Genomic DNA, 19352 nt, shown 5'->3' on the forward strand with positions numbered 1-19352 from the left:
CCTTATCAATTTAAGACATTAGGTGAAGATTGAACTTCTGACGTTGTTTTAAGTTGCCCAAAATGGTGATGAGCACGTTGAATTTGTTCTAGTTCGAGCATCCAATGCGAACTGCGCTGAGCGCTACAAAAAGCGATCAGGTGATTGAGCAAATCTTCGCTCTGCTTTTCCAATAACCCAAAGGTACGTTGAATCAGCTCAGTGTTCTCCAGAGAGATAAATTGCATCAGAGCGTAAGATTGATTCAAGGTATCGAAGGCTTGTTGATGCTGACCTAATCGGTTGAGTATCTCTGATTGAGCGACACTTGCGTCTCTCAACCCGGCAAGCAGGCAGGCAAATTGGCAAGGCTTAATATCGCTTTGGTATGCTGCATCTTGGATGTGATGAGGAAGTGAGGTTAGAACATCACCATACAGGCGCTGTGCTTCAGGCCAGTGACCTTGTTCCATTAACTGTTCAGCTTTTAGGTAGTGCATCCAGCATCGTTCAATTTCCATATCCACATCCTCAATTTATAATATCTGAAAATGTTAATGATATTTATTATCAATTGCAAATTAAAATCATTCACACGTTAAGTTGGTGAATTAAATGACGAGCTATTCCCAAAAATGGCTTAAATTGTGTGTTATTTGTTCAGTTGAACAGCTGTGTAGCGTAAGTCACTAAATTTGTAGGAAATTACATCTACACTGATTTTATCTACACCCAAGTAATGAAGGACTAAGGAGGCGGCGATGGCGATGCAAAGACTCAATACAGAACAGCTGTATCAGGTAGCGGATTTAGACAAGCTACCATGTAAGTCGACCAAAGAACTGGCTCCAATTGACGAAATCGTCGGGCAGGAACGGGCACAAAAAGCCGTTGAGTTCGCGATGTCAATCAAGGAAAAGGGTTACAACATTTATGCGATAGGGCGAAATGGTCTGGGTAAACGCACCATGATCTTGCGCTATCTGAACCGTCACCCTCAAGAAGTGCAGGAGCTTTTTGATTGGTGTTATATCGCGAACTTTGAAGATATTCGTACACCTAAGGTACTGAAATTGCCGCGTGGCGTTGGCAGCAGCTTAAAGCAAGATATTGAAAAATTGATGCGTAAACTGCTGAAAGGTATGCCTCTCGCGTTTGATAACGAGATGTACTTTAGCCGTGCTGACAGGCTTAAAAACCAATTAGCAGCTAAGCAACAAGCCGCGTTAGAAAGCATTAGCCAAGAAGCGAAAGACAAGGGTATTAACCTGACAATCACCACTCAGGGTGATTACCAGTTTGTGGCTATGAATGGTGATGATCTTCATACCGAAGAGAGCTTCGATCTGCTTTCGCCGGAAGAACAAGACCAGTTCGATAAAACCATTGATGGGTTGGAAGTCGGACTGCGAACCATTTCTCGTGAATTAACGGAACTTGAAGAGACGTACACTGAGAAAATTCAAAAGCTGAATGATGACACAGCACGAGATGTGATTACTCACTTTATCAAGCAGTTGAAGCAGGACTATAGTCAATATCCAGAGATCAAGAAATACCTCACTGCATTGCGTAAGGATATCGTTGATAACGCAGATATTTTTCTAGAAGAGAGCACAGAGCAAGCAGAAGTTGCAACGGCCTCTTTGGATAAGAAAATGCCGCGTCGCTACAAGGTTAATGTGATTGTTAGCCAGAAGGAGGAGGCGATGCCGATCGTGGTAGAGGAGAACCCAAATTACCACTCTCTGTTTGGCCATGTGGAAACCGCGACTTTTAAAGGTACCGTATTTACCGATTTCTCCTTGATTCGCGCAGGTAGCTTGCACAGAGCAAACGGCGGCGTATTGTTGATGGATGCGGTCAAGGTACTTGAACAGCCGTACGTTTGGGAAGGTTTGAAGCGAGCGCTACGCTCACGTCAACTGAGCTTCACTTCACTAGAGAAAGAGGTAACCTTAACGGGGGCTGTATCGCTTGATCCTGAGCCTATTCCGTTGGACGTTAAGATCATCCTGTTTGGCGACTACCGAACTTACCAGCTGCTGCAACATTACGATGCGGAGTTTGGTGAACTGTTCCGTGTGACAGCCGACTTTGAAGATGAGATGAAGCGCACCGCGGATTCTGAAATGCATTACGCGCGCTTTATTTCAAGTATTGTGCACGACAACAACATGTTGCATTGTGACCGCAAAGCGATTGCTCGCATCATCGAGCACAGTTCTCGTCAGGCGGGTGACCAAGGCAAATTGTCTCTGCACTCTGCACACATTGCTAATCTGCTTCGTGAATCAAACTACGTGGCGAGAGGCTCAAAATCGAACCTGATTCGTGCAACGCACGTTGATCAAGCATTGTCTAACCAACAGATGCGTGTCGGACGATTGCAAGACAGCGTAATGGAAACCTTCACTAACGGCACCACGCTAATCCATGTTGATGGTCAGGCGGTTGGGCAAGTGAATGCGCTTTCTGTACTTAGCACGACGGATCATATGTTTGGTGCGCCGAACCGGATCACGGCAACCACCGCTTACGGTGATGGTGAAGTGATTGATATTGAAAGAAACGTAGACCTAGGTGGCAGTATTCACTCAAAAGGCGTGATGATCTTGTCGGCTTACCTTTCTTCCGTATTTGGTAAGACAGCCAAAGTCCCGCTCACCACTAACATCACCTTCGAGCAATCGTATGGTGGCGTCGATGGTGACAGTGCGAGTATGGCCGAGTTCTGTGCGGTGGTGTCAGCGTTTTCTAAGCAGCCAAACCGTCAAGACATAGCGATTACTGGCTCGATGAACCAGTTTGGTGAGTCTCAGCCAATTGGTGGCGTGAACGAGAAAATTGAAGGTTTCTTTGATGTGTGTGAAATCAAAGGGCGTTCAAACGAACAAGGGGTGATCATCCCACGTTCTAATGTTCACAACCTGATGCTGCGCAGCGATATCGTGAAAGCGGTTGAAAAGGGTGAGTTTAATATCTGGGCGATTGACCATGTAACAGAAGCAATTGAGCTGTTCACAGGCAAAGCCGCTGGTGAAGCAAGTGATGAGGGTAGCTATCCAATTGATACTATCTTTGGTATCGCCCAAGCTAAACTGAACGCACTGCGTAAATAGTTTGAATATCTAGATAGCTAAACAAATAAACAAACAGCCAAAACGCAAAAGCCATCGATTCTAGAGTCGATGGCTTTTCTGTTGGTTACGATTTGGTTTGCCAGTGAGCTATTTGTATTTGGTCAGCTTGCTGTATTCGGTGAAAGTCGCGTGTTAAAAGGCGTTACCCGTTTCGCAAGCAGAGCTTGGTGCCATCGAACTTCAATTTGGCCAATAAGTGTTTGGCGTTAGCTCGGCCAATATCATCAAATTCGACACCGTATCGAGCGTAGTGCGTCGATTTCTGTAGATTACAGACGATGCCTCGCAATGGCGGAATCAATGGGCCATTGTAGTTCTCAGGGGTTATCTCAATAGACACTCGATCGGCAATCTGAATCGCACGGGAGGTTGGTGAGGTAACGAAACGACAACCACTTTTCGATAAGTCTCTTATCTCACAGTTTGCTCGCTGGTCATTGAAGATGATTCTTGAAGCCAGATTCACTTCATAGCGTGTTTCTTTACGCAGCTGAGTCACTTGCATCGTGCTTGGTGTCGAAAGCACAAGAATAGGGAAGGGTTCACCAATCTTGTGGTGAATTTGGCTTCTAAAGTGGATAAGCGCGCCTTCACCTCGTAGAGAATACGCACGAGCGGTCATCCAAAAACCTTCTTGAAAGAAAAAGTTCAGATCTTCATTGGATACCTCGGGAACCTCAACCACAATACAGTTATCACTGTGCGTACCGATAAACTTGGTAGTGGCGAGAAACTTCGTGCCAACGGGAGTCGAGACATTTAATGTCAGTTCACTGCCGTGCTCAATCATGGCCAGCGCATCAGTGCTATTGATGGTGGAAACGGTGCGATTACGAGGGTCTTGAAGTGCCTGATTATGCTCCAAAGGCTTCTTCAGGGGTGCGTTCATTATATGTTCTCCATGCGCCAACATGCGTCTGTTAGTTATATTGGTAACTTGCTAACAAGGGGTTATTACGTGCTAGATTAAGTGGACGTACTCACATAGATTTATAGAGTGCCTTTTATCATTGCTGATTTTATATTAAGCCGATTGCACTGAATTATTTGCTGTGTTTGTAAGTACTTAGTTTTATTTATATGCACTTGCGTTAGTCTATTACAAGGAACTCATACTTCAAACTTTTATTGTTTGTCGTATCAATTATTTGCAGGAGTTGAGAATGCAGGCAGTAAAATGGGATCAAGAAGTGAACCAGATCACGGTAGAGCTAGAACCCAACCAGTTCGCGGTCGTTAAGTATCAAAAGGACGGAGATGTACTACATATCACGTCGACACGCATTCCAGATGAACTGCAAGGCAAGGGCTTTGGTAAGGTGATGATGGAGTCGGTATTGCCTGAAATCGAACAAGCGGGCTTCAAAATTGTGCCGGTTTGTAGCTATGTGGTTCACTACATGAATAGGCAGACACAGTGGTCACATCTTCTATCCGATAAAGCATAACAACGAGTAATATGTCTCAATCAATATCGTCGAATAATCGAGCTCAAGCTACAGCAAGCTCAAGAGAAAATCAGCTTTATCAAAAAATAGCGACCTCATTGGGTTGTCATGAAGGATTTGATGTCCAAGTGATTCAACGCCTATGGGGTGGATATGGCGAGTTAGTTCGCTTGGTCTTTTCTCAAGCAAGCCGTGCTGAACTCAAGAGTGTGATTGTTAAACATGTCGCGTTGCCAGATAAAGCCGAACACCCCAGAGGCTGGAACACCAAACTCTCTCACCAACGAAAGGTACACTCTTACCAAGTGGAAACGGCTTGGTATCAGTCGTTCACCCAACAATGGGATGAGCGCTGCCCTGTACCTGTTGGGCTGCAATGTGAACAAGAAGAGAATGAGTGGCTAATTGTGATGCAAGACTTAGCGGATATAGGTTTTCCGTTAACCTCTCAGTTTGATGTGCTTGCTGCTTCTGACTATCAGGTATCTAGTTACACAAGAGAAGAGCAAAAACAACGCGATGCTTGCCTTAAATGGCTTGCTAACTTTCATGCAAAGCACATCAATATCAATCAACAACAGTCGTCATCATTGTGGCACGTCGGTACTTATTGGCATCTAGATACACGTCCTGATGAGCTCAATGCCTTGGCTGATTTACCATTGAAGAACCAAGCCAAGCACATCGACCGTTTATTAAAAGAATGTCCATATCAGACCTTGGTCCATGGCGATGCCAAGCTCGCTAATTTTTGTTTTGATTCTGAAAGCGAGCGCGCGGCTGCGGTCGATTTCCAATATGTGGGTCACGGCTGTGCGATGAAAGACGTGGCCTTGTTCATGAGCAGTGCGGTGAGGCCGCAAGATTGCTCAGAGCTTGAATCAGAAGTCCTGAATGCTTACTTCCAGCACTTGAAAGAAGCACTCACGCACTATCAGCCACACCTTTCATTCGATGAGATAGAAGCTGCATGGCGACCCATGTTTTACGTGGCGTGGGCTGATTTCCACCGTTTCGTAAAAGGCTGGAGTCCAGAGCATTGGAAGATTAACCCTTATACTGAGCAGTTGACCTTACGAGTGCTCACTCAATTAGACGAACAGGAGTCCGTCAATGTTCGATAGAACCGCGAGCTGGAAAACGCCGCAAAACTTTTTATTACTGATTTCGATTGTTGTACCGATCGCGTTTTCGAGCTGGATGGCTTTGCTTAATAACTTCGTGATTGAGAAGGCGAACTTTGATGGTGCGGATATTGGCTTGCTGCAAAGTGTGCGTGAGATTCCGGGCTTCTTAGCGTTTACGGTGGTGTTTGTTTTAGCCTTCATTCGTGAGCAACGCTTTATGTTGATATCGCTGGCGATGCTCACTGTGGGCACCGCGATTACCGGTTTATTCCCTTCACTGACAGGCCTTTTGCTTACCACTATTTTGATGTCGACGGGTTTCCACTATTTTGAAACGCTGAAGCAATCTCTGTCATTGCAATGGCTAAGCAAAGAAGAAGCGCCAGAGATGCTAGGTAAGATGATCTCAGTCGGCGCACTGGCATCTTTAATCACTTACGGATCTATCTGGGTGATGCTAGAACAGCTGAAGCTCGACTTTGCTTGGGTGTACGGTATTACTGGCGGGATTGGTTTTATTCTAGTTTTGGTGATGACCTTTGGCTTCCCTGAGTTTCAGACCAAGACGCCACAGAATAAAAAGTTGGTACTGCGTAAGCGTTACTGGCTCTACTACGCGCTAACGTTTATGAGCGGCGCGAGACGACAAATCTTCACCGTATTTGCAGGCTTCTTGATGGTAGAGAAGTTCGGTTATTCGGCGGCCGACGTCACATTGTTGTTCTTGGTTAACTACCTATTTAACTTCTTGTTTGCAAAACGCATTGGACGATTCATCGGTGTGGTTGGTGAGCGCAAAGCGTTGATCTTCGAGTATGTGGGTTTGATTGGTGTGTTTGTCGGTTATGGTTTGGTGCAAAGCGCGGAATGGGCGGCGGCACTTTACGTGGTCGATCACCTGTTCTTCGCATTGGCGCTGGCGATCAAAACTTACTTCCAGAAAATCGCAGACCCGGCAGACATGGCATCAACCGCTGGTGTCTCTTTCACCATCAACCATATTGCTGCGGTTGTTATTCCAGTCGTGTTTGGTGTGATTTGGCTGTCTTCCCCTGCAACGGTTTTTTACATTGGTGCAGTGATGGCGGCGGTTTCTTTGGCGCTGTCTTTAAATATTCCTAAAAAGCCTGAAGAGGGCAATGAAGTTCGGTTGTTCAGCTGGCGCTAAATTGGTTTCAATCTGATGAGATAAACAAAAAGCTCCAATAGCGATATTGGAGCTTTTTTATATGTGTTAGGTCGAGAGAGCTAATCGATCAAATAGGTTCCAGTAGGATTAGCTTCTTACGGTTTTTAATCCTGTGCGTAACTTGAAGATTCCCTTTGGTGCCTTGGTCAGTAAGATGCCACAAAGTAGAGGGATCATCATAAGCAGAGACTGTTCAGATAGAACTTCACCATTGATGTAACAAGAGATCAGCAGCGCAACCACTGGGAAAATAAGGAAACAAATTGATGCTTGGAACGGTGTCGAAACCTGCCCTAGTTTAAAGTAAGCCACAATGCCACCGACACTCGCCACAAAACCTAGATAAACTACAGCTGAAATTGAATCCCAAGTGAAAGATTCAACATTCACGTTTTCACCTGCTGCCGACACAGTAAACAAGAAAATCGCAGCAATAAAACTCGGCACAGCGTTGTAAGTTAGTACCTCGATGCCTTTACAGTGCTTTTGAACCAACACGTACATCACCGCGTGAATCGCAACCGCAAGGCCTAGGCAAACTGTGCCGATAAGGTAGTCGTCGCCCCCCATCTGCATTTCGTTGCCAAGGATCAAACATAGACTCACAACCGCAGCGATCAAACCGAATATCTGGTGCTTCGCCAGTCGTAGACCTAAGAATAAGCCAGACATCAGCATCACAGCCACAGGCATGTTGGCGAAGATGATCGACGCTAAACCTGAAGAGATGTATTGCTCGCCATAGATCATCAACGTAAACGGAATCGCGAAATACATCAACGCAACAATAAGCAGCCATTGGCGCTTACCTTTAGGGAACAGCAGTGGTTGGTTGAAGACTTTCGCCAATACCGCAAGCAGAGGGGCTGCAAGTAAAAAGCGCAACGCAGTAGCAAAAATAGGTGGGATAGAATGCAATGCTACTTCCATAGCGAACCAAGTGGTTCCCCAAATTAAGCAAACAGAGACAAAAAGCAAGATAGTTAGCGACTTCGAATTCATGGTGACTACTCATTAATAATTATTTTAGATCATAGGCTTGTAGCGCCTTAATGACGTGGCACAGTATAGAAAGGTAGTCGGAGAAAAGTTTTGCCTTTTTATCTCTAATTAGAGTTTTTTGTAGGAATAAAATCTCTAATGTAATTATTTTATAGAAAATAAATTCACTTTAGATAGCTTAAGTAAAGTCATTATTCTTTGTGAGGTCTAATTTTGTTCAGGAAGTAATCAACTCGCGAGCATGGCTGTTGGGTTATTGCTATCAGCATAGCAACAAAAAACGCGCCTACAATTAGGCGCGTTTTTGATCAATATATTTAAGAGACGGTATCTATTGCGTAACAGGCTTAACTTGTTTGGACTGCCTGACTGCCAGAATAAGTTGCGGCAGCAGCGACATCACTATCATGCCGGTCATTAGCGAGTATTGTACTGCTGTGAATGATTCACCCATTAACACCATGCCTGTCACGATGCCAGCCACTGGGTTTGCGATGCCACCGAAGGTGAAATCAACCACCGACATACGTTGTAGCAACCACACATACATGCCGTAACCCAGCGCTGTGTTCAGCCCAATCACCCACAATAGCCCCATAGCATTACGAGAATCGAAATGAGTGACAGCGTTAACATAAGGCTGCGGGTCGATGAATGCATGAACGGCAGACGCGATAGACAAAATCGTACCGCCTAAAATCAGCTGCCACGTTAATACCTTCCACCAATGCATACGATTACCCAGTGATTTAGTAATGCTGCTGCCGATAACGATACACATAATCGCGGCGAACATTGCGCCTAAACCGATTGGGTTCAGAGCAATTTGGCTTGGGTTAAATAGCACCCACGCCAACGAGATCAAACCAATACCAGACAAGGCTTGAATCAAATGTGGGCGTTGCTTTTTCACTACCCAGTGGAAGATCATCGCGAACACTGGCACAGAGATCATACCCACGCCAGAGATTGCCGAAGGCAGCGTTAGCGCCATCACGAAGATTAAGCCAAAGAAGGTCGCAATATTGATAAGGCCCAGTGTGAAAATGATCTGCCACTCGCCTTTTTTAGGCAGTGTTGGCTTTACTGCTAGCAATAACAAACCAGCAGGCAACGCACGCAAAGCACCCAATAATAATGGTGGCCACTCCTGTAGCGTAAATTGCGTCACTGCATAGGTTGTTCCCCAAAAGAACGCGGGGATCATTGCTAATAATATGTTCATTTAAAATATCTTTACGTTAAGATAACTATTGTGTGAACTGTATACTGAGAACTAGTGGTTGTAAAGTATCTTTATGTTAAACTAGTTTAAAGTAATCAGACTAACAACGGAGCGAGATTGCAAATGGATGCTATCGACCGCGTAGTAGAGCAATGGGCAAAGGAAAAGCCCGAACTAGAAACTGAGCCTATGGCAATGATGGGTCGGATTATGCGTATTGCCAAGTATATGGAGACGCAAGTTGCCGAGCTTCATAAAAAATACGACATGAAGCTGGGTGAGTTTGATGTGCTGGCGACGTTGCGACGTTCTGGAAAGCCTTACCGACTGACGCCATCAGAACTGATTGGATCCATGATGCTGACATCTGGCGCGATGACTAATCGCCTTGATAAGCTAGAAGCCAAAGGGCTGATCAGCCGTGAACACAGCAAAGAAGACAGACGCAGCGTGAGTGTCCAGTTAACCAAAGATGGTCTTATTCTGATTGACCAAATGATGACTGAACATGTCGAAATGCAGAAAAAACTGGTTAAATCATTGTCTGCGAGTCAGAAGAAGAACACCAACCAACTTCTGAAAACATGGTTGAGCGCGTACGAGTAGTTTTGCTGATATTCCTTTAGATTCAATAAAAAACCGAAGCCTAATCGCTTCGGTTTTTTTGTTCTTGTTTAAGAACTTCAAGTACAGCTAATTGGCGAGTTAAGCTTGCAGCATCTCGTCGCTAAACAATTCTGCGCAGCCAATCCCGTTGATGGCGCAGCTCTCGTCTATGTCTGAGATGTCACCGCTGACACCAATCGCGCCAAGTACCGTTTTGTCCTTATCTCGAATCAGTAGGCCCCCTGGCACTGGCACCATGTTTCCGTGTGCGAGTACGTTTACGGCGGAGATAAATGCTGGTCGGTTGTCAGCATCTTGGGCGAGTTTTCTAGAGGAACAGCCCAGTGCGAGTGCTCCCCATGCTTTAGCGATCGCGATGTCTGGTCGCATCATGCTAGAGCCGTCTTGACGTTGCAGAGAAATCAGCTTGCCACCGCTGTCTAAGACGGCGACCGTCAAAGGTTCTGTGTGGATCTTGTTTCCTGCTTTTAAGGTGCCATCAATGATGGTTAACGCTTGTTGTAGAGTCAAACTTCCCATGTTATCTCCTAGTTTTTCAAGGGGCCATGTACCAAGCTAAGCCAGCCAATCATTACTCTTGTTGTGAATATCATCGACTGATTCAGCTCGGTACAAGAGTCCTAACTGGACTCTTGTAATAGCCCATAGCTGGGTAAAGTTAGGAAGGCAGCGAACTCGTCGGCTGTAGAAAGTTGATAGAAAAGATCGGCTGTCTCTTCAAATCGACCTGCTGCATAGCGCGAGTCTCCGACTTCATGTTTTATGGTGTCTAGCTCTTGGTAAAGCCAAGAGTGGAATAGTGATTTGGTAAAGGTTTGGCCATCATCGAGCGTTACCCCGTGGTGGATCCATTGCCAGATATTGGCTCTCGAGATCTCAGCGGTCGCGGCATCTTCCATAAGGCCGTAGATAGGTACACAGCCGTAGCCTTGGATCCAAGCCTCAATGTAATACAGCGCGATGCGGATATTCTTACGAACGCCGGCTTCGTCGCGGCTGCCTTCACAAGGTTTTAGCAGAGAGTCTGCATTGATCACATGGTCTGGGCTTTGGAAGTCCATTTGGTTTACTTTGCCATCGAGGTGCTTATCGAATATTGACATCGCTAAATCAACCAATGCAGGGTGCGCGACCCATGTGCCATCGTGTCCGTTTTGAGATTCTCTCTGTTTGTCTTCAATGACTTTGGCCGTCACTCGTGCCATCTCTTGCGGGTCTTTCGCTGGAATAAAGGCTGACATACCACCCATCGCCAGTGCGCCGCGAGCGTGACAAGTACGCACCAACAGTTGGCTGTAGGCGTTAAGGAATTCTTGATCCATGCCGATGCCGTGTCGATCTGGCAGGATGCGGTCTTTATGGTTCTTCAGCGTTTTGATGTAGCTGAAGATGTAATCCCAACGGCCGCAGTTCATCGCTACGATATGATCGCGCATTGCATACAAGATCTCTTCCATCTGGAACACGGCTGGTAGCGTTTCGATCAATACTGTCGCGCGAATGGTGCCTTTTGGTACATAGAAATAGTTTTCGGTGAAGCTGAAAATATCGTCCCACCATTGTGCTTCTTCCATGCTTTCAAGTTTTGGAATGTAGTAGTAAACCCCTAAACCTTGTTGTGCACGTGATTGATAGTTGTGGAAAAAGTATAAGGCGAAGTCCATCAAGCAACCGCCGATAGGCTGATTATTGAATTGAATGGACTGCTCAGGAAGGTGGATCCCTCGTGGGCGAGCGATCAGCAGTGCAGGATCGTCGTTTAATTGGTAACGCTTCTGTTTCTTCTCATCGAAATAACTAATGGTGCCAAGGTTAGCGTCTCTTAGGTTGATTTGCCCTTCGACCATATTGGCCCAAGTCGGGGAAGACGCATCCTCAAAGCAACACATGAAGACTTTCGCGCCTGAGTTTAGCGCGTTGATCACCATTTTTCTTTCGATAGGCCCGGTGATCTCTACGCGGCGATCAAGCAGTTCTGGTGGAGGCGTTGCCACCTTCCACTCTTTATTCTGACGAATGGAAATGGTGTCTTTTCTGAAATTGGGTAGCTCTCCCTCGTCATACTGAGCTTGTTTTGTGTCGCGGTCACTTAGCAGGGCATGACGGCGATCTCCAAACTTATTGACGAGAGCTTCTAAGAATTTTAATGCATCTTTAGACAAGATCTCTTTGTACTCGGAGTTGTCCATATTCCCGAGTACCTGCATACACTGTACTTCTTCTCTCTCTTTTACGTCATTCATCATTGTTGTCTCCTTTGAACAATACGATGTCACTTTGTATACAAAATGCTCTTTTTAAGGATATTTATATTGCATAAATTGTAAACAAGCAAAGGGTATTTAACATTTATTTATCATTTGATCTTTTTGTGATTTATTTTCACGTAAAGATATTTTATGTAAAGCAATGAATTGTAAGCTTTTCAGGGTGGGTGCTTACTCAGGATGGCAGCGGTATGTAACTAAATTGTTTCATTTTGGGGTTGATAAATGGCGAGGATGGTTCATAGTACACAAAAGTTAGTTTAATTGTATACAATCTGAACTGGAGGTTCGAATGGCAATTATGAAAGCGATTGAAGCAGCGGTAGAGGTGCTTAAACGTGAAGGTGTAGACATCGCATTTGGTGTTCCCGGCGCAGCAATTAATCCTATGTATGCGGCTATGAAAAAGCTCGGAGGAATCGACCACGTCTTAGCTCGTCACGTAGAGGGTGCATCCCATATGGCTGAAGGGTACACGCGCACTAATCAAGGCAATATAGGTGTGTGTATTGGTACTTCTGGTCCTGCGGGAACGGACATGATCACGGGTCTTTATTCTGCGACTGCAGATTCGATTCCAATTCTATGCATCACAGGCCAAGCGCCACGTGCTCGTCTTCATAAAGAAGATTTCCAAGCGGTCGACATTGAATCTATCGCTAAACCAGTGACTAAGTGGGCAACCACGGTGCTGGAACCTGCACAAGTGCCACGCGCATTCCAAAAAGCCTTTCATTTGATGCGTTCGGGTCGCCCGGGTCCAATCCTGATTGATCTACCGATTGATGTTCAGCTGGCTGAAATTGAATTTGATATCGATACCTATGAACCGCTAGAACCTTACAAACCACAAGCAACCCGCGCGCAGGTTGAGAAAGCATTAACCATGATGTCTCAATCGGAAAAACCGCTGATTGTATCGGGTGGTGGCGTGATTAACGCTGGCGCATCTGAATTGTTACAACAGTTCGCCGAAATCACCGGTGTGCCAGTGATCCCAACCTTAATGGGTTGGGGATCGATCCCGGATGATCATGACTTAATGGCGGGCATGGTGGGGCTACAAACGTCCCATCGTTACGGTAACGAAACCATGCTCAACTCTGACTTTGTGTTTGGTGTCGGTAACCGCTGGGCAAATCGTCATACCGGCTCTGTGGATGTTTACACCGAAGGCCGAAAGTTCGTACATGTGGACATTGAACCAACCCAAATCGGCCGCGTGTTTTGTCCAGATTTAGGCATTGTTTCTGATGCGAAAGCAGCACTAGAGCTAATGATCGAAGTGGCGCAAGAGTGGCGTGATGCAGGCAAGTTGCCGAACCGAAATGCTTGGGCAAGTGAGTGTCAGGAACGCAAATCGACCATGCTGCGTAAAACCAATTTCGACGAAGCACCAATGAAACCGATGCGTGTTTATGAAGAGATGAACAAGGCATTTGGTCGTGACACTTGTTATGTGAGCACCATTGGTTTATCGCAAATCGCCGCCGCTCAGTTCCTGCATGTTTATAAGCCTCGTAACTGGATCAACTGTGGTCAAGCAGGCCCGCTAGGTTGGACAACACCTGCTGCATTGGGCGTACGAGCGGCCGATCCAAATCGCGATATTGTCGCTATCTCTGGTGACTACGATTTCCAATTCATGATCGAAGAACTGGCCGTTGGCGCGCAATTTAACTTGCCATACATTCATGTGTTGGTGAACAACTCATACCTAGGCTTGATTCGCCAAGCGCAACGTCAATTTGATATCGATTACTGTGTACAACTGGCGTTTGATAACCAGAACGCGCCAGAGCTTGAAGGCTACGGTGTTGACCATGTTGCGGTTGTTGAAGGCCTAGGCTGTAAGGCGATTCGAGTTCGTGAACCAGAGCAAATTGCCGCTGCGTTTGAGCAAGCAAAAGAGCTGATGAACAAGCATAAGGTACCAGTGGTTGTTGAGCTGATTCTTGAGCGAGTAACCAACATAGCGATGGGCGTAGAGATCAACGCTATCAACGAATTTGAACCGCTTGCCGAAAGCCGCGGCGATGCCCCAACGGCGCTGGCGTACAAGTAATCATTAAGTCATGTCTATCCGTAGAGCTGAGGCTTAGCTCTACGGAAAAGCCTCCAATAGAGCGAGGCTCCACTACAAATAACCAGATTTTCAAAAATAAAGAATAAGGACAGAGTCATGGCAAAATTTGCAGCAAACTTGTCAATGTTATTCACGGAAGTTGATTTTATGGATCGCTTTGAAGCTGCCGCAGAAGCTGGCTTTCAAGGTGTGGAATACCTTTTCCCTTACGCATTTGATGCTCAGGCAATCAAAACAAAGCTCGACGCTAATAACCTAGAGCAAGTGCTATTTAACCTGCCTGCGGGTGATTGGGACGCTGGCGACCGTGGTATTGCGGTCGACCCAGCGCGAGTTGAAGAGTTTCAAGCGGGTGTACCTAAAGCCATCGCTTACGCAAAAGCGCTCGGTTGTACCCAAGTGAATTGCTTGGCTGGGATTGTTCCGCAAGGTGTGACCCAACAAGACGCGCAATCGGCGTTTGTGATTAACCTGCATTACGCGGCGAACGCACTCGCAGCAGAAGGCATCAGCTTAGTGATTGAAGCAATCAATACTCGCGATATTCCGGGCTTCTTCTTGAACACGACTGAACAAGCCAAAGCGATCATCAAAGAGGTAGGGAGCGATAACCTTTCTATCCAATACGATATTTATCACATGCAAATTATGGAAGGCGATCTTACGCCGACCATGCAACAAAATATTGGCCAAATCGCACACGTGCAACTGGCGGATAATCCAGGCCGACACGAACCGGGGACCGGAGAAATCAATTACCCATTTGTGCTCAATTATCTTGATGAGCTTGGCTATCAAGGCTGGGTTGGCTGCGAATACAAACCGAAAACAACAACGACAGAAGGCCTTGGTTGGCTACACCAGTACCGTTAATTGCGTCTGGTAACCCTCAAACGTTAAGGAGAACAACATGTCTAAAATTGCATTTATCGGAACTGGCATCATGGGGAAACCTATGGCGAGTAACCTTCAAAAAGCAGGTCACGATTTGATTCTGTCGGATCACTTTAATGCAGCACCTGCTGATCTTGTGGCAGCAGGCGCAACGGTCTGCCATTCACCCGCAGAAGCGGCAGAGGCGGCGGATGTCATTATCCTAATGGTGCCGAATACACCTCAAGTGGAAGACGTCCTGTTTGGTGATAATGGCGTAGAGCAAGGCCTTACCGCCGGTGGCGCTGCTGGAAAACTGGTTATCGATATGAGTTCAATCTCGCCAATCGCGACCAAAGCCATTGCAGCGCGAATCAACGAAGGCGGCGCTTCATACCTTGATGCTCCGGTATCAGGTGGCGAAGTAGGCGCTATCAATGCAGCGCTGACTATCATGGTGGGCGGTGAGCAAGACGCCTTTGATAAAGCCCGTCCGCTATTTGAAATCATGGGTAAGAACATCACGCTGGTGGGTGATAACGGTGCAGGTCAAACGTGTAAAGTGGCTAACCAGATCATCGTTGCTCTGAATATCGAAGCCGTGTCTGAAGCGTTAGTTTTTGCTTCGAAAGCCGGTGCCGATCCAGCACGAGTTCGTCAGGCGCTACTAGGCGGTTTTGCTAACTCTAAGATCTTGGAAGTGCACGGTGAGCGCATGGTTGAAGGCACCTTTGACCCTGGCTTTAGAATCTCACTTCACCAGAAAGACCTGAATCTTGCGCTAACGGGCGCTCAAGAATTGGGTGTCGCGCTGCCGAATACGGCTAACGCTCAAGAGCTGTTTGGTGAGTGCACCGAAATGGGCGGTGAAGGTTGGGACCACTCTGCGCTTATCCAAGCGATTGAGAAACGTTCTGATCACTCGATTCGTTAATTAATTAGGGCTGCTATCGATTCGTAGCCCAACAGTTTGTTTATAAATCGCGTAGTTTCGTCTCCTTTTATACGCGTTCCTGATACGAGGCAAAGGTTGAAGTTGTTCCTTTCCAACTTGATCTTAGCAGGCACCCTTTCGCCTTGTATTGGGGTTCTTTTTTTCTCCGTCAACTAAGGAGTGGCTGATGGACATTGATGCTAAGCAGTTTCTGCAAACCCTTTTCTCAAGTGCTGTTAATCAGGCGCTACCTAAAAATCACATCGAACCTTTTCTTCCTCAAGATATTTTTTACCGCTCTGCTAATCAAGCTGGGCGAACTGTGGTGATAGGAGCAGGAAAAGCGGCCGCGTCAATGGCAGCAGAGCTTGAAGCGGTTTGGCAGGCAAAGAAACAACAAGACCTTGCACTGCGTGATCTTGAAGGCTTAGTGGTGACTCGTTATGAGCACACCGCACCTTGCGAACACATTGAGGTGATTGAAGCGGCGCACCCAGTTCCGGATGCGATGGGCTTAGAAGTAAGCCAACGTATGCTGCAATTGGTGAGTGACTTGAGCGCTGACGATACGGTTATTTGCCTATTGTCTGGCGGCGGCTCTGCTTTGTTAAGTCTGCCCGGTGGTGACATCAGCTTGGCAGAGAAGCAACAAATCAATAAAGCACTGCTTAAATCTGGCGCGGCTATTGATGAGATGAACTGTGTGCGTAAGCATTTATCGTTAATCAAAGGTGGGCGACTAGCAAAGGCCGCTTACCCAGCAAGAGTCGTCTCATTGGCGATTTCAGATGTGCCGGGCGATGACATCAGTGTGATTGCATCGGGCCCAACCGTACCAGACACCACCACCCGCTTTGATGCGATGGCAATACTGGAACGTTATCGAATTGAAACACCACCTTCGGCATTTGAATGGTTGAACAACCCAGAATCAGAAACCGTGAAACCAGATGACGCGTGTTGGAAAAACGCCGAGCACCATATTATCGCCACACCAATGTCGGCATTGGAATCCGCTGCTGCAGAAGCTGAAGGCTTGGGCATTCCGGCTTATGTGTTGAGTGATTGCATAGAGGGGGAAGCGCGAGATGTCGCGAAGGTTCACGCTGCGCTGGCTAAGCAAGTGGCCAATCATAAGCACCCATTTGAGGCGCCTTGCGTGATACTTTCTGGTGGCGAAACCACAGTAACCGTTAAAGGCAATGGTCGCGGTGGGCGTAACTGTGAGTTCTTGTTGAGCCTATATAACGAGCTCAAAGGCCAAGACAATATATTTGCATTGGCTGCCGATACCGACGGGATTGATGGTGTGGAAGACAATGCGGGTGCGTGGATTACACCTCAAACATGGCAACAAGGTTCGAGCCTGTCGCTTAAAGCGCAAGACTACCTCGATGCCAACAACAGTTACGATTTCTTCAAGCAAGTCGATGTGCTTCTTACCACGGGCCCGACGTTGACTAACGTGAATGACTTCAGAGCGATATTGATTCTTTAATTTGGACAGTTCAAACGCAGGGTATGGAATGGTCGCTTCTTAACAAATAGAGCGACCATTTTATTGTTATCAATGCTGTGACCTTGAGTTCTGAAATTATCTTCTGGACTAATGAAGCACGTTGATTACTATGATTTCAGTAACGAGCTGTAAAGGATGCAATATGTCTAGGATCAGACAAAAGAATCAAGATTTAATCATCGAAGTCGCGTGTGAACAATTCGCCACTCATGGTTATGCCGCAACAAAAATGGCCGATATCGCAAAAGCGGCCGACATTCCCAAACCTAACGTATTCTATTATTTCAGCTCTAAAGATAAGCTCTACAACGCTGTGCTTGAAACCGTCACTCAGCCCTTACTAGAAGCGTCTCGTCCGATTGAAGAACTCAGCGATCCTGTTGAAGCCTTGTCTCAATATATTCAAACCAAGCTGATCATTTCTCGCGACCATCCACACGCCTCTAAAGTGTTTGCCAATGAAGTGATGTCTGGCGCGAAAGTGTTACCAAAAGAGATCGGTGACGAGCTGTATAAACAATCCCAGATGATCCTCGATAAGTTCTCAACTTGGTCGGCGCAAGGTCTAATGGACGATGTCCCCGCACACCACTTGATGTTTACCATTTGGGCGGCCACTCAAACTTACGCCGACTTTGGATGGCAGATTTGCAGTGTAATGCAGAAAGAGCAGCTCGATGATAAAGACTACGAAGAAGCCGCTGAGTTTATCACCCAGTTAGTGATTAAAGGCTGTGGTGTGAAAGGAAAAGCTTAGTTAGCTAGTCGAACTCAATTTCATAAAAATAAGGACATCACTCGATGTCCTTTTTTGTATGCGTTGCTTTATGGAAGAGTGACCTTTATAAATCGGCAATAATGCGTTGTCGTTCGATATTGTCTTCAACAACCAAAATACGACTGCGTTCAAGCCTCTATCCGATCCAAAGACCTGCCCCTATCCCAAAATGTAGCCAACCTAAAATCATGTCGAATTTATCTCTAATGGATAGCGTTGATCAAAAAAATGAAATTTCATCAAATTTTTTATAAATCTAGCATCGACTTTGACTTTAATTCGACAAAGCCAGTTCAATAATAGATCACATCAATAGGTGAGGGTCGAATTATGAAAACTAAAATCATCGCGCTTGCAGCACTTCTCGGAGTTTTTACAACTCAAGTATCAACAGTTCAAGCAACAGAGCTGATCGGCCATGTTCAAGGGTTGAACAAACACAGTATTGTGGCTGAGGTGCCTGGCGTTGTTGAGATGAATAACCTTGAAGTGGGAGATGCTGTAAACCAACGGCAACTACTTGCTCAAATTAAAGCCGATGATTTTAAGTTTAGTGTTAACAAAGCGAAGGCCAATCTTGCGCTTGCAGAAGCGGATCTTGCATTACGGAAAGCAACCTATAACCGCTATCAAGCACTCATCAAAAAGAACAGCCTTTCAATAGGAGAGTTAGATACAGCACGTGCCGAGTTTCTTAGTGCCAAAGCGGCTGTTTCTGTTGCTCAAATTGACTATCAACAATCTCAGGTCGATCTCGAAAATACGCAAATTGAGTCTCTTATCTCGGGTTATATCTCTAACAAACCTGCGCAATCAGGCGCTTGGGTGAGTGAAGGTGATTTGCTCTATGAGGTGGTCAACATTGATAAAGTCACCTTGTCATTCATGGCGAGTGAGTATGACTTAAAGCATTTCACTGTAGGTCAGGAAGTGGTGGTGTGGTCTGAAACCAACCCAGAACTCAAGATGGAAGCGAACGTGCAGCGCATTGGTGTCGAGATGCAAAATTTGACCTACCCAGTCTTGGTCGAGATCACCAACCAAGGTCATCAATTTAAGCCGGGTATGTCGGTGTACGCCTCGACAGATCTTGCGGTGAAAAATATCACAACGGCTCAAGCAACATCGAACTCGATCCAAGGTAAAGGGCAGTAG

General features: G+C 46.1%; 17 protein-coding genes. 11 read left to right on the forward strand and 6 right to left on the reverse strand.

Going from position 1 to position 19352, the window contains the following annotated elements:
• Positions 1 to 5: 5 nt before the first annotated feature.
• Positions 6 to 500 (reverse strand): hypothetical protein, encoded by a 495-nt coding sequence (locus MSG36_RS03025; RefSeq protein WP_029235272.1) that lies wholly within the window; start codon positions 498 to 500, stop codon positions 6 to 8.
• A 240-nt stretch (positions 501 to 740) separates the two neighbouring features.
• Between MSG36_RS03025 and MSG36_RS03030 the strand changes: the two genes are divergently transcribed.
• Complete coding sequence (locus tag MSG36_RS03030) at positions 741 to 3101, forward strand: ATP-binding protein (protein ID WP_248366168.1); 2361 nt, start codon at positions 741 to 743, stop codon at positions 3099 to 3101.
• A 163-nt stretch (positions 3102 to 3264) separates the two neighbouring features.
• Here MSG36_RS03030 and MSG36_RS03035 read toward each other — a convergent pair whose 3' ends face one another.
• Positions 3265 to 4011 (reverse strand): flagellar brake protein, encoded by a 747-nt coding sequence (locus MSG36_RS03035; protein WP_017065025.1) that lies wholly within the window; start codon positions 4009 to 4011, stop codon positions 3265 to 3267.
• 274 nt (positions 4012 to 4285) lie between these two features.
• Between MSG36_RS03035 and MSG36_RS03040 the strand changes: the two genes are divergently transcribed.
• Genes MSG36_RS03040 through MSG36_RS03050 form a run of 3 tightly spaced genes read left to right on the forward strand, consistent with a single transcriptional unit; the run spans position 4286 to position 6865 of the window.
• On the forward strand, positions 4286 to 4570 hold the full coding sequence (locus MSG36_RS03040) for a GNAT family N-acetyltransferase (protein WP_048611915.1): 285 nt from the start codon (positions 4286 to 4288) through the stop codon (positions 4568 to 4570).
• Positions 4571 to 4581: 11 nt separating this feature from the next.
• A complete protein-coding gene (locus MSG36_RS03045) occupies positions 4582 to 5694 on the forward strand; it encodes a phosphotransferase (protein WP_248366171.1) in 1113 nt (370 codons plus the stop codon).
• Positions 5684 to 6865: an MFS transporter gene (locus MSG36_RS03050; protein ID WP_248366174.1), complete on the forward strand. Its 1182-nt coding sequence runs from the start codon at positions 5684 to 5686 to the stop codon at positions 6863 to 6865. Before MSG36_RS03045 ends, MSG36_RS03050 begins: the two co-directional genes overlap by 11 nt.
• A 108-nt stretch (positions 6866 to 6973) precedes the next feature.
• Here the strand turns inward: MSG36_RS03050 and MSG36_RS03055 are convergent, their stop codons facing one another.
• Together MSG36_RS03055 and MSG36_RS03060 are read right to left on the reverse strand one after the other, a co-directional pair.
• Positions 6974 to 7888, reverse strand: coding sequence for a DMT family transporter (locus MSG36_RS03055; RefSeq protein WP_248366176.1), 915 nt, complete (start codon positions 7886 to 7888; stop codon positions 6974 to 6976).
• Between the two features lie 331 nt (positions 7889 to 8219).
• Positions 8220 to 9113 (reverse strand): DMT family transporter, encoded by an 894-nt coding sequence (locus MSG36_RS03060; protein WP_248366178.1) that lies wholly within the window; start codon positions 9111 to 9113, stop codon positions 8220 to 8222.
• A gap of 123 nt (positions 9114 to 9236) precedes the next feature.
• Here MSG36_RS03060 and MSG36_RS03065 point away from each other — a divergent pair, with 123 nt between their 5' ends.
• Positions 9237 to 9719, forward strand: a complete 483-nt coding sequence (locus tag MSG36_RS03065) for a MarR family transcriptional regulator (RefSeq protein WP_017054932.1) — start codon at positions 9237 to 9239, stop codon at positions 9717 to 9719.
• Between the two features lie 99 nt (positions 9720 to 9818).
• Here the strand turns inward: MSG36_RS03065 and MSG36_RS03070 are convergent, their stop codons facing one another.
• Together MSG36_RS03070 and aceB are read right to left on the reverse strand one after the other, a co-directional pair.
• The gene (locus MSG36_RS03070; protein ID WP_008220964.1) at positions 9819 to 10259 is read right to left on the reverse strand and encodes a heme-binding protein; all 441 of its coding nucleotides are present in this window, start codon (positions 10257 to 10259) and stop codon (positions 9819 to 9821) included.
• 101 nt (positions 10260 to 10360) lie between these two features.
• Entirely contained in the window at positions 10361 to 11986 is a 1626-nt protein-coding gene (gene aceB / locus MSG36_RS03075; RefSeq protein ID WP_248366180.1) for a malate synthase A, read from the reverse strand.
• A gap of 313 nt (positions 11987 to 12299) precedes the next feature.
• Between aceB and gcl the strand changes: the two genes are divergently transcribed.
• The 6 genes from gcl (at position 12300) to MSG36_RS03105 (ending at position 19352) form a co-directional block, all read left to right on the forward strand.
• Entirely contained in the window at positions 12300 to 14072 is a 1773-nt protein-coding gene (gcl, locus tag MSG36_RS03080; RefSeq protein WP_248366182.1) for a glyoxylate carboligase, read from the forward strand.
• Positions 14073 to 14189: 117 nt separating this feature from the next.
• Positions 14190 to 14966 (forward strand): hydroxypyruvate isomerase, encoded by a 777-nt coding sequence (gene hyi / locus MSG36_RS03085; protein WP_048611853.1) that lies wholly within the window; start codon positions 14190 to 14192, stop codon positions 14964 to 14966.
• A 37-nt stretch (positions 14967 to 15003) separates the two neighbouring features.
• Positions 15004 to 15900, forward strand: coding sequence for a 2-hydroxy-3-oxopropionate reductase (locus MSG36_RS03090; protein WP_248366184.1), 897 nt, complete (start codon positions 15004 to 15006; stop codon positions 15898 to 15900).
• Positions 15901 to 16087: 187 nt separating this feature from the next.
• Complete coding sequence (locus MSG36_RS03095; RefSeq protein WP_059018098.1) at positions 16088 to 17398, forward strand: glycerate kinase; 1311 nt, start codon at positions 16088 to 16090, stop codon at positions 17396 to 17398.
• 163 nt (positions 17399 to 17561) lie between these two features.
• Positions 17562 to 18176 carry a TetR/AcrR family transcriptional regulator gene (locus tag MSG36_RS03100; RefSeq protein ID WP_248366186.1) on the forward strand — a complete coding sequence of 205 codons (615 nt, stop codon included), beginning with the start codon at positions 17562 to 17564 and terminating at the stop codon, positions 18174 to 18176.
• A gap of 351 nt (positions 18177 to 18527) precedes the next feature.
• The gene (locus tag MSG36_RS03105) at positions 18528 to 19352 is read left to right on the forward strand and encodes an efflux RND transporter periplasmic adaptor subunit (protein ID WP_248366189.1); all 825 of its coding nucleotides are present in this window, start codon (positions 18528 to 18530) and stop codon (positions 19350 to 19352) included.

Origin of the sequence: Vibrio sp. 1CM8B, assembly GCF_023161685.1 — a bacterium.
Taxonomy (GTDB): Bacteria; Pseudomonadota; Gammaproteobacteria; order Enterobacterales; family Vibrionaceae; genus Vibrio; species Vibrio coralliirubri.

What these genes read in the sequence shown, in the direction of transcription:
- MSG36_RS03025 (WP_029235272.1), bottom strand. Translation starts at nt 500, where the DNA reads ATGGAAATTGAACGATGCTGGATGCACTACCTAAAAGCTGAACAGTTA.
- MSG36_RS03030 (WP_248366168.1), top strand. Translation starts at nt 741, where the DNA reads ATGGCGATGCAAAGACTCAATACAGAACAGCTGTATCAGGTAGCGGAT.
- MSG36_RS03035 (WP_017065025.1), bottom strand. Translation starts at nt 4,011, where the DNA reads ATGAACGCACCCCTGAAGAAGCCTTTGGAGCATAATCAGGCACTTCAA.
- MSG36_RS03040 (WP_048611915.1), top strand. Translation starts at nt 4,286, where the DNA reads ATGCAGGCAGTAAAATGGGATCAAGAAGTGAACCAGATCACGGTAGAG.
- MSG36_RS03045 (WP_248366171.1), top strand. Translation starts at nt 4,582, where the DNA reads ATGTCTCAATCAATATCGTCGAATAATCGAGCTCAAGCTACAGCAAGC.
- MSG36_RS03050 (WP_248366174.1), top strand. Translation starts at nt 5,684, where the DNA reads ATGTTCGATAGAACCGCGAGCTGGAAAACGCCGCAAAACTTTTTATTA.
- MSG36_RS03055 (WP_248366176.1), bottom strand. Translation starts at nt 7,888, where the DNA reads ATGAATTCGAAGTCGCTAACTATCTTGCTTTTTGTCTCTGTTTGCTTA.
- MSG36_RS03060 (WP_248366178.1), bottom strand. Translation starts at nt 9,113, where the DNA reads ATGAACATATTATTAGCAATGATCCCCGCGTTCTTTTGGGGAACAACC.
- MSG36_RS03065 (WP_017054932.1), top strand. Translation starts at nt 9,237, where the DNA reads ATGGATGCTATCGACCGCGTAGTAGAGCAATGGGCAAAGGAAAAGCCC.
- MSG36_RS03070 (WP_008220964.1), bottom strand. Translation starts at nt 10,259, where the DNA reads ATGGGAAGTTTGACTCTACAACAAGCGTTAACCATCATTGATGGCACC.
- aceB (WP_248366180.1), bottom strand. Translation starts at nt 11,986, where the DNA reads ATGATGAATGACGTAAAAGAGAGAGAAGAAGTACAGTGTATGCAGGTA.
- gcl (WP_248366182.1), top strand. Translation starts at nt 12,300, where the DNA reads ATGGCAATTATGAAAGCGATTGAAGCAGCGGTAGAGGTGCTTAAACGT.
- hyi (WP_048611853.1), top strand. Translation starts at nt 14,190, where the DNA reads ATGGCAAAATTTGCAGCAAACTTGTCAATGTTATTCACGGAAGTTGAT.
- MSG36_RS03090 (WP_248366184.1), top strand. Translation starts at nt 15,004, where the DNA reads ATGTCTAAAATTGCATTTATCGGAACTGGCATCATGGGGAAACCTATG.
- MSG36_RS03095 (WP_059018098.1), top strand. Translation starts at nt 16,088, where the DNA reads ATGGACATTGATGCTAAGCAGTTTCTGCAAACCCTTTTCTCAAGTGCT.
- MSG36_RS03100 (WP_248366186.1), top strand. Translation starts at nt 17,562, where the DNA reads ATGTCTAGGATCAGACAAAAGAATCAAGATTTAATCATCGAAGTCGCG.
- MSG36_RS03105 (WP_248366189.1), top strand. Translation starts at nt 18,528, where the DNA reads ATGAAAACTAAAATCATCGCGCTTGCAGCACTTCTCGGAGTTTTTACA.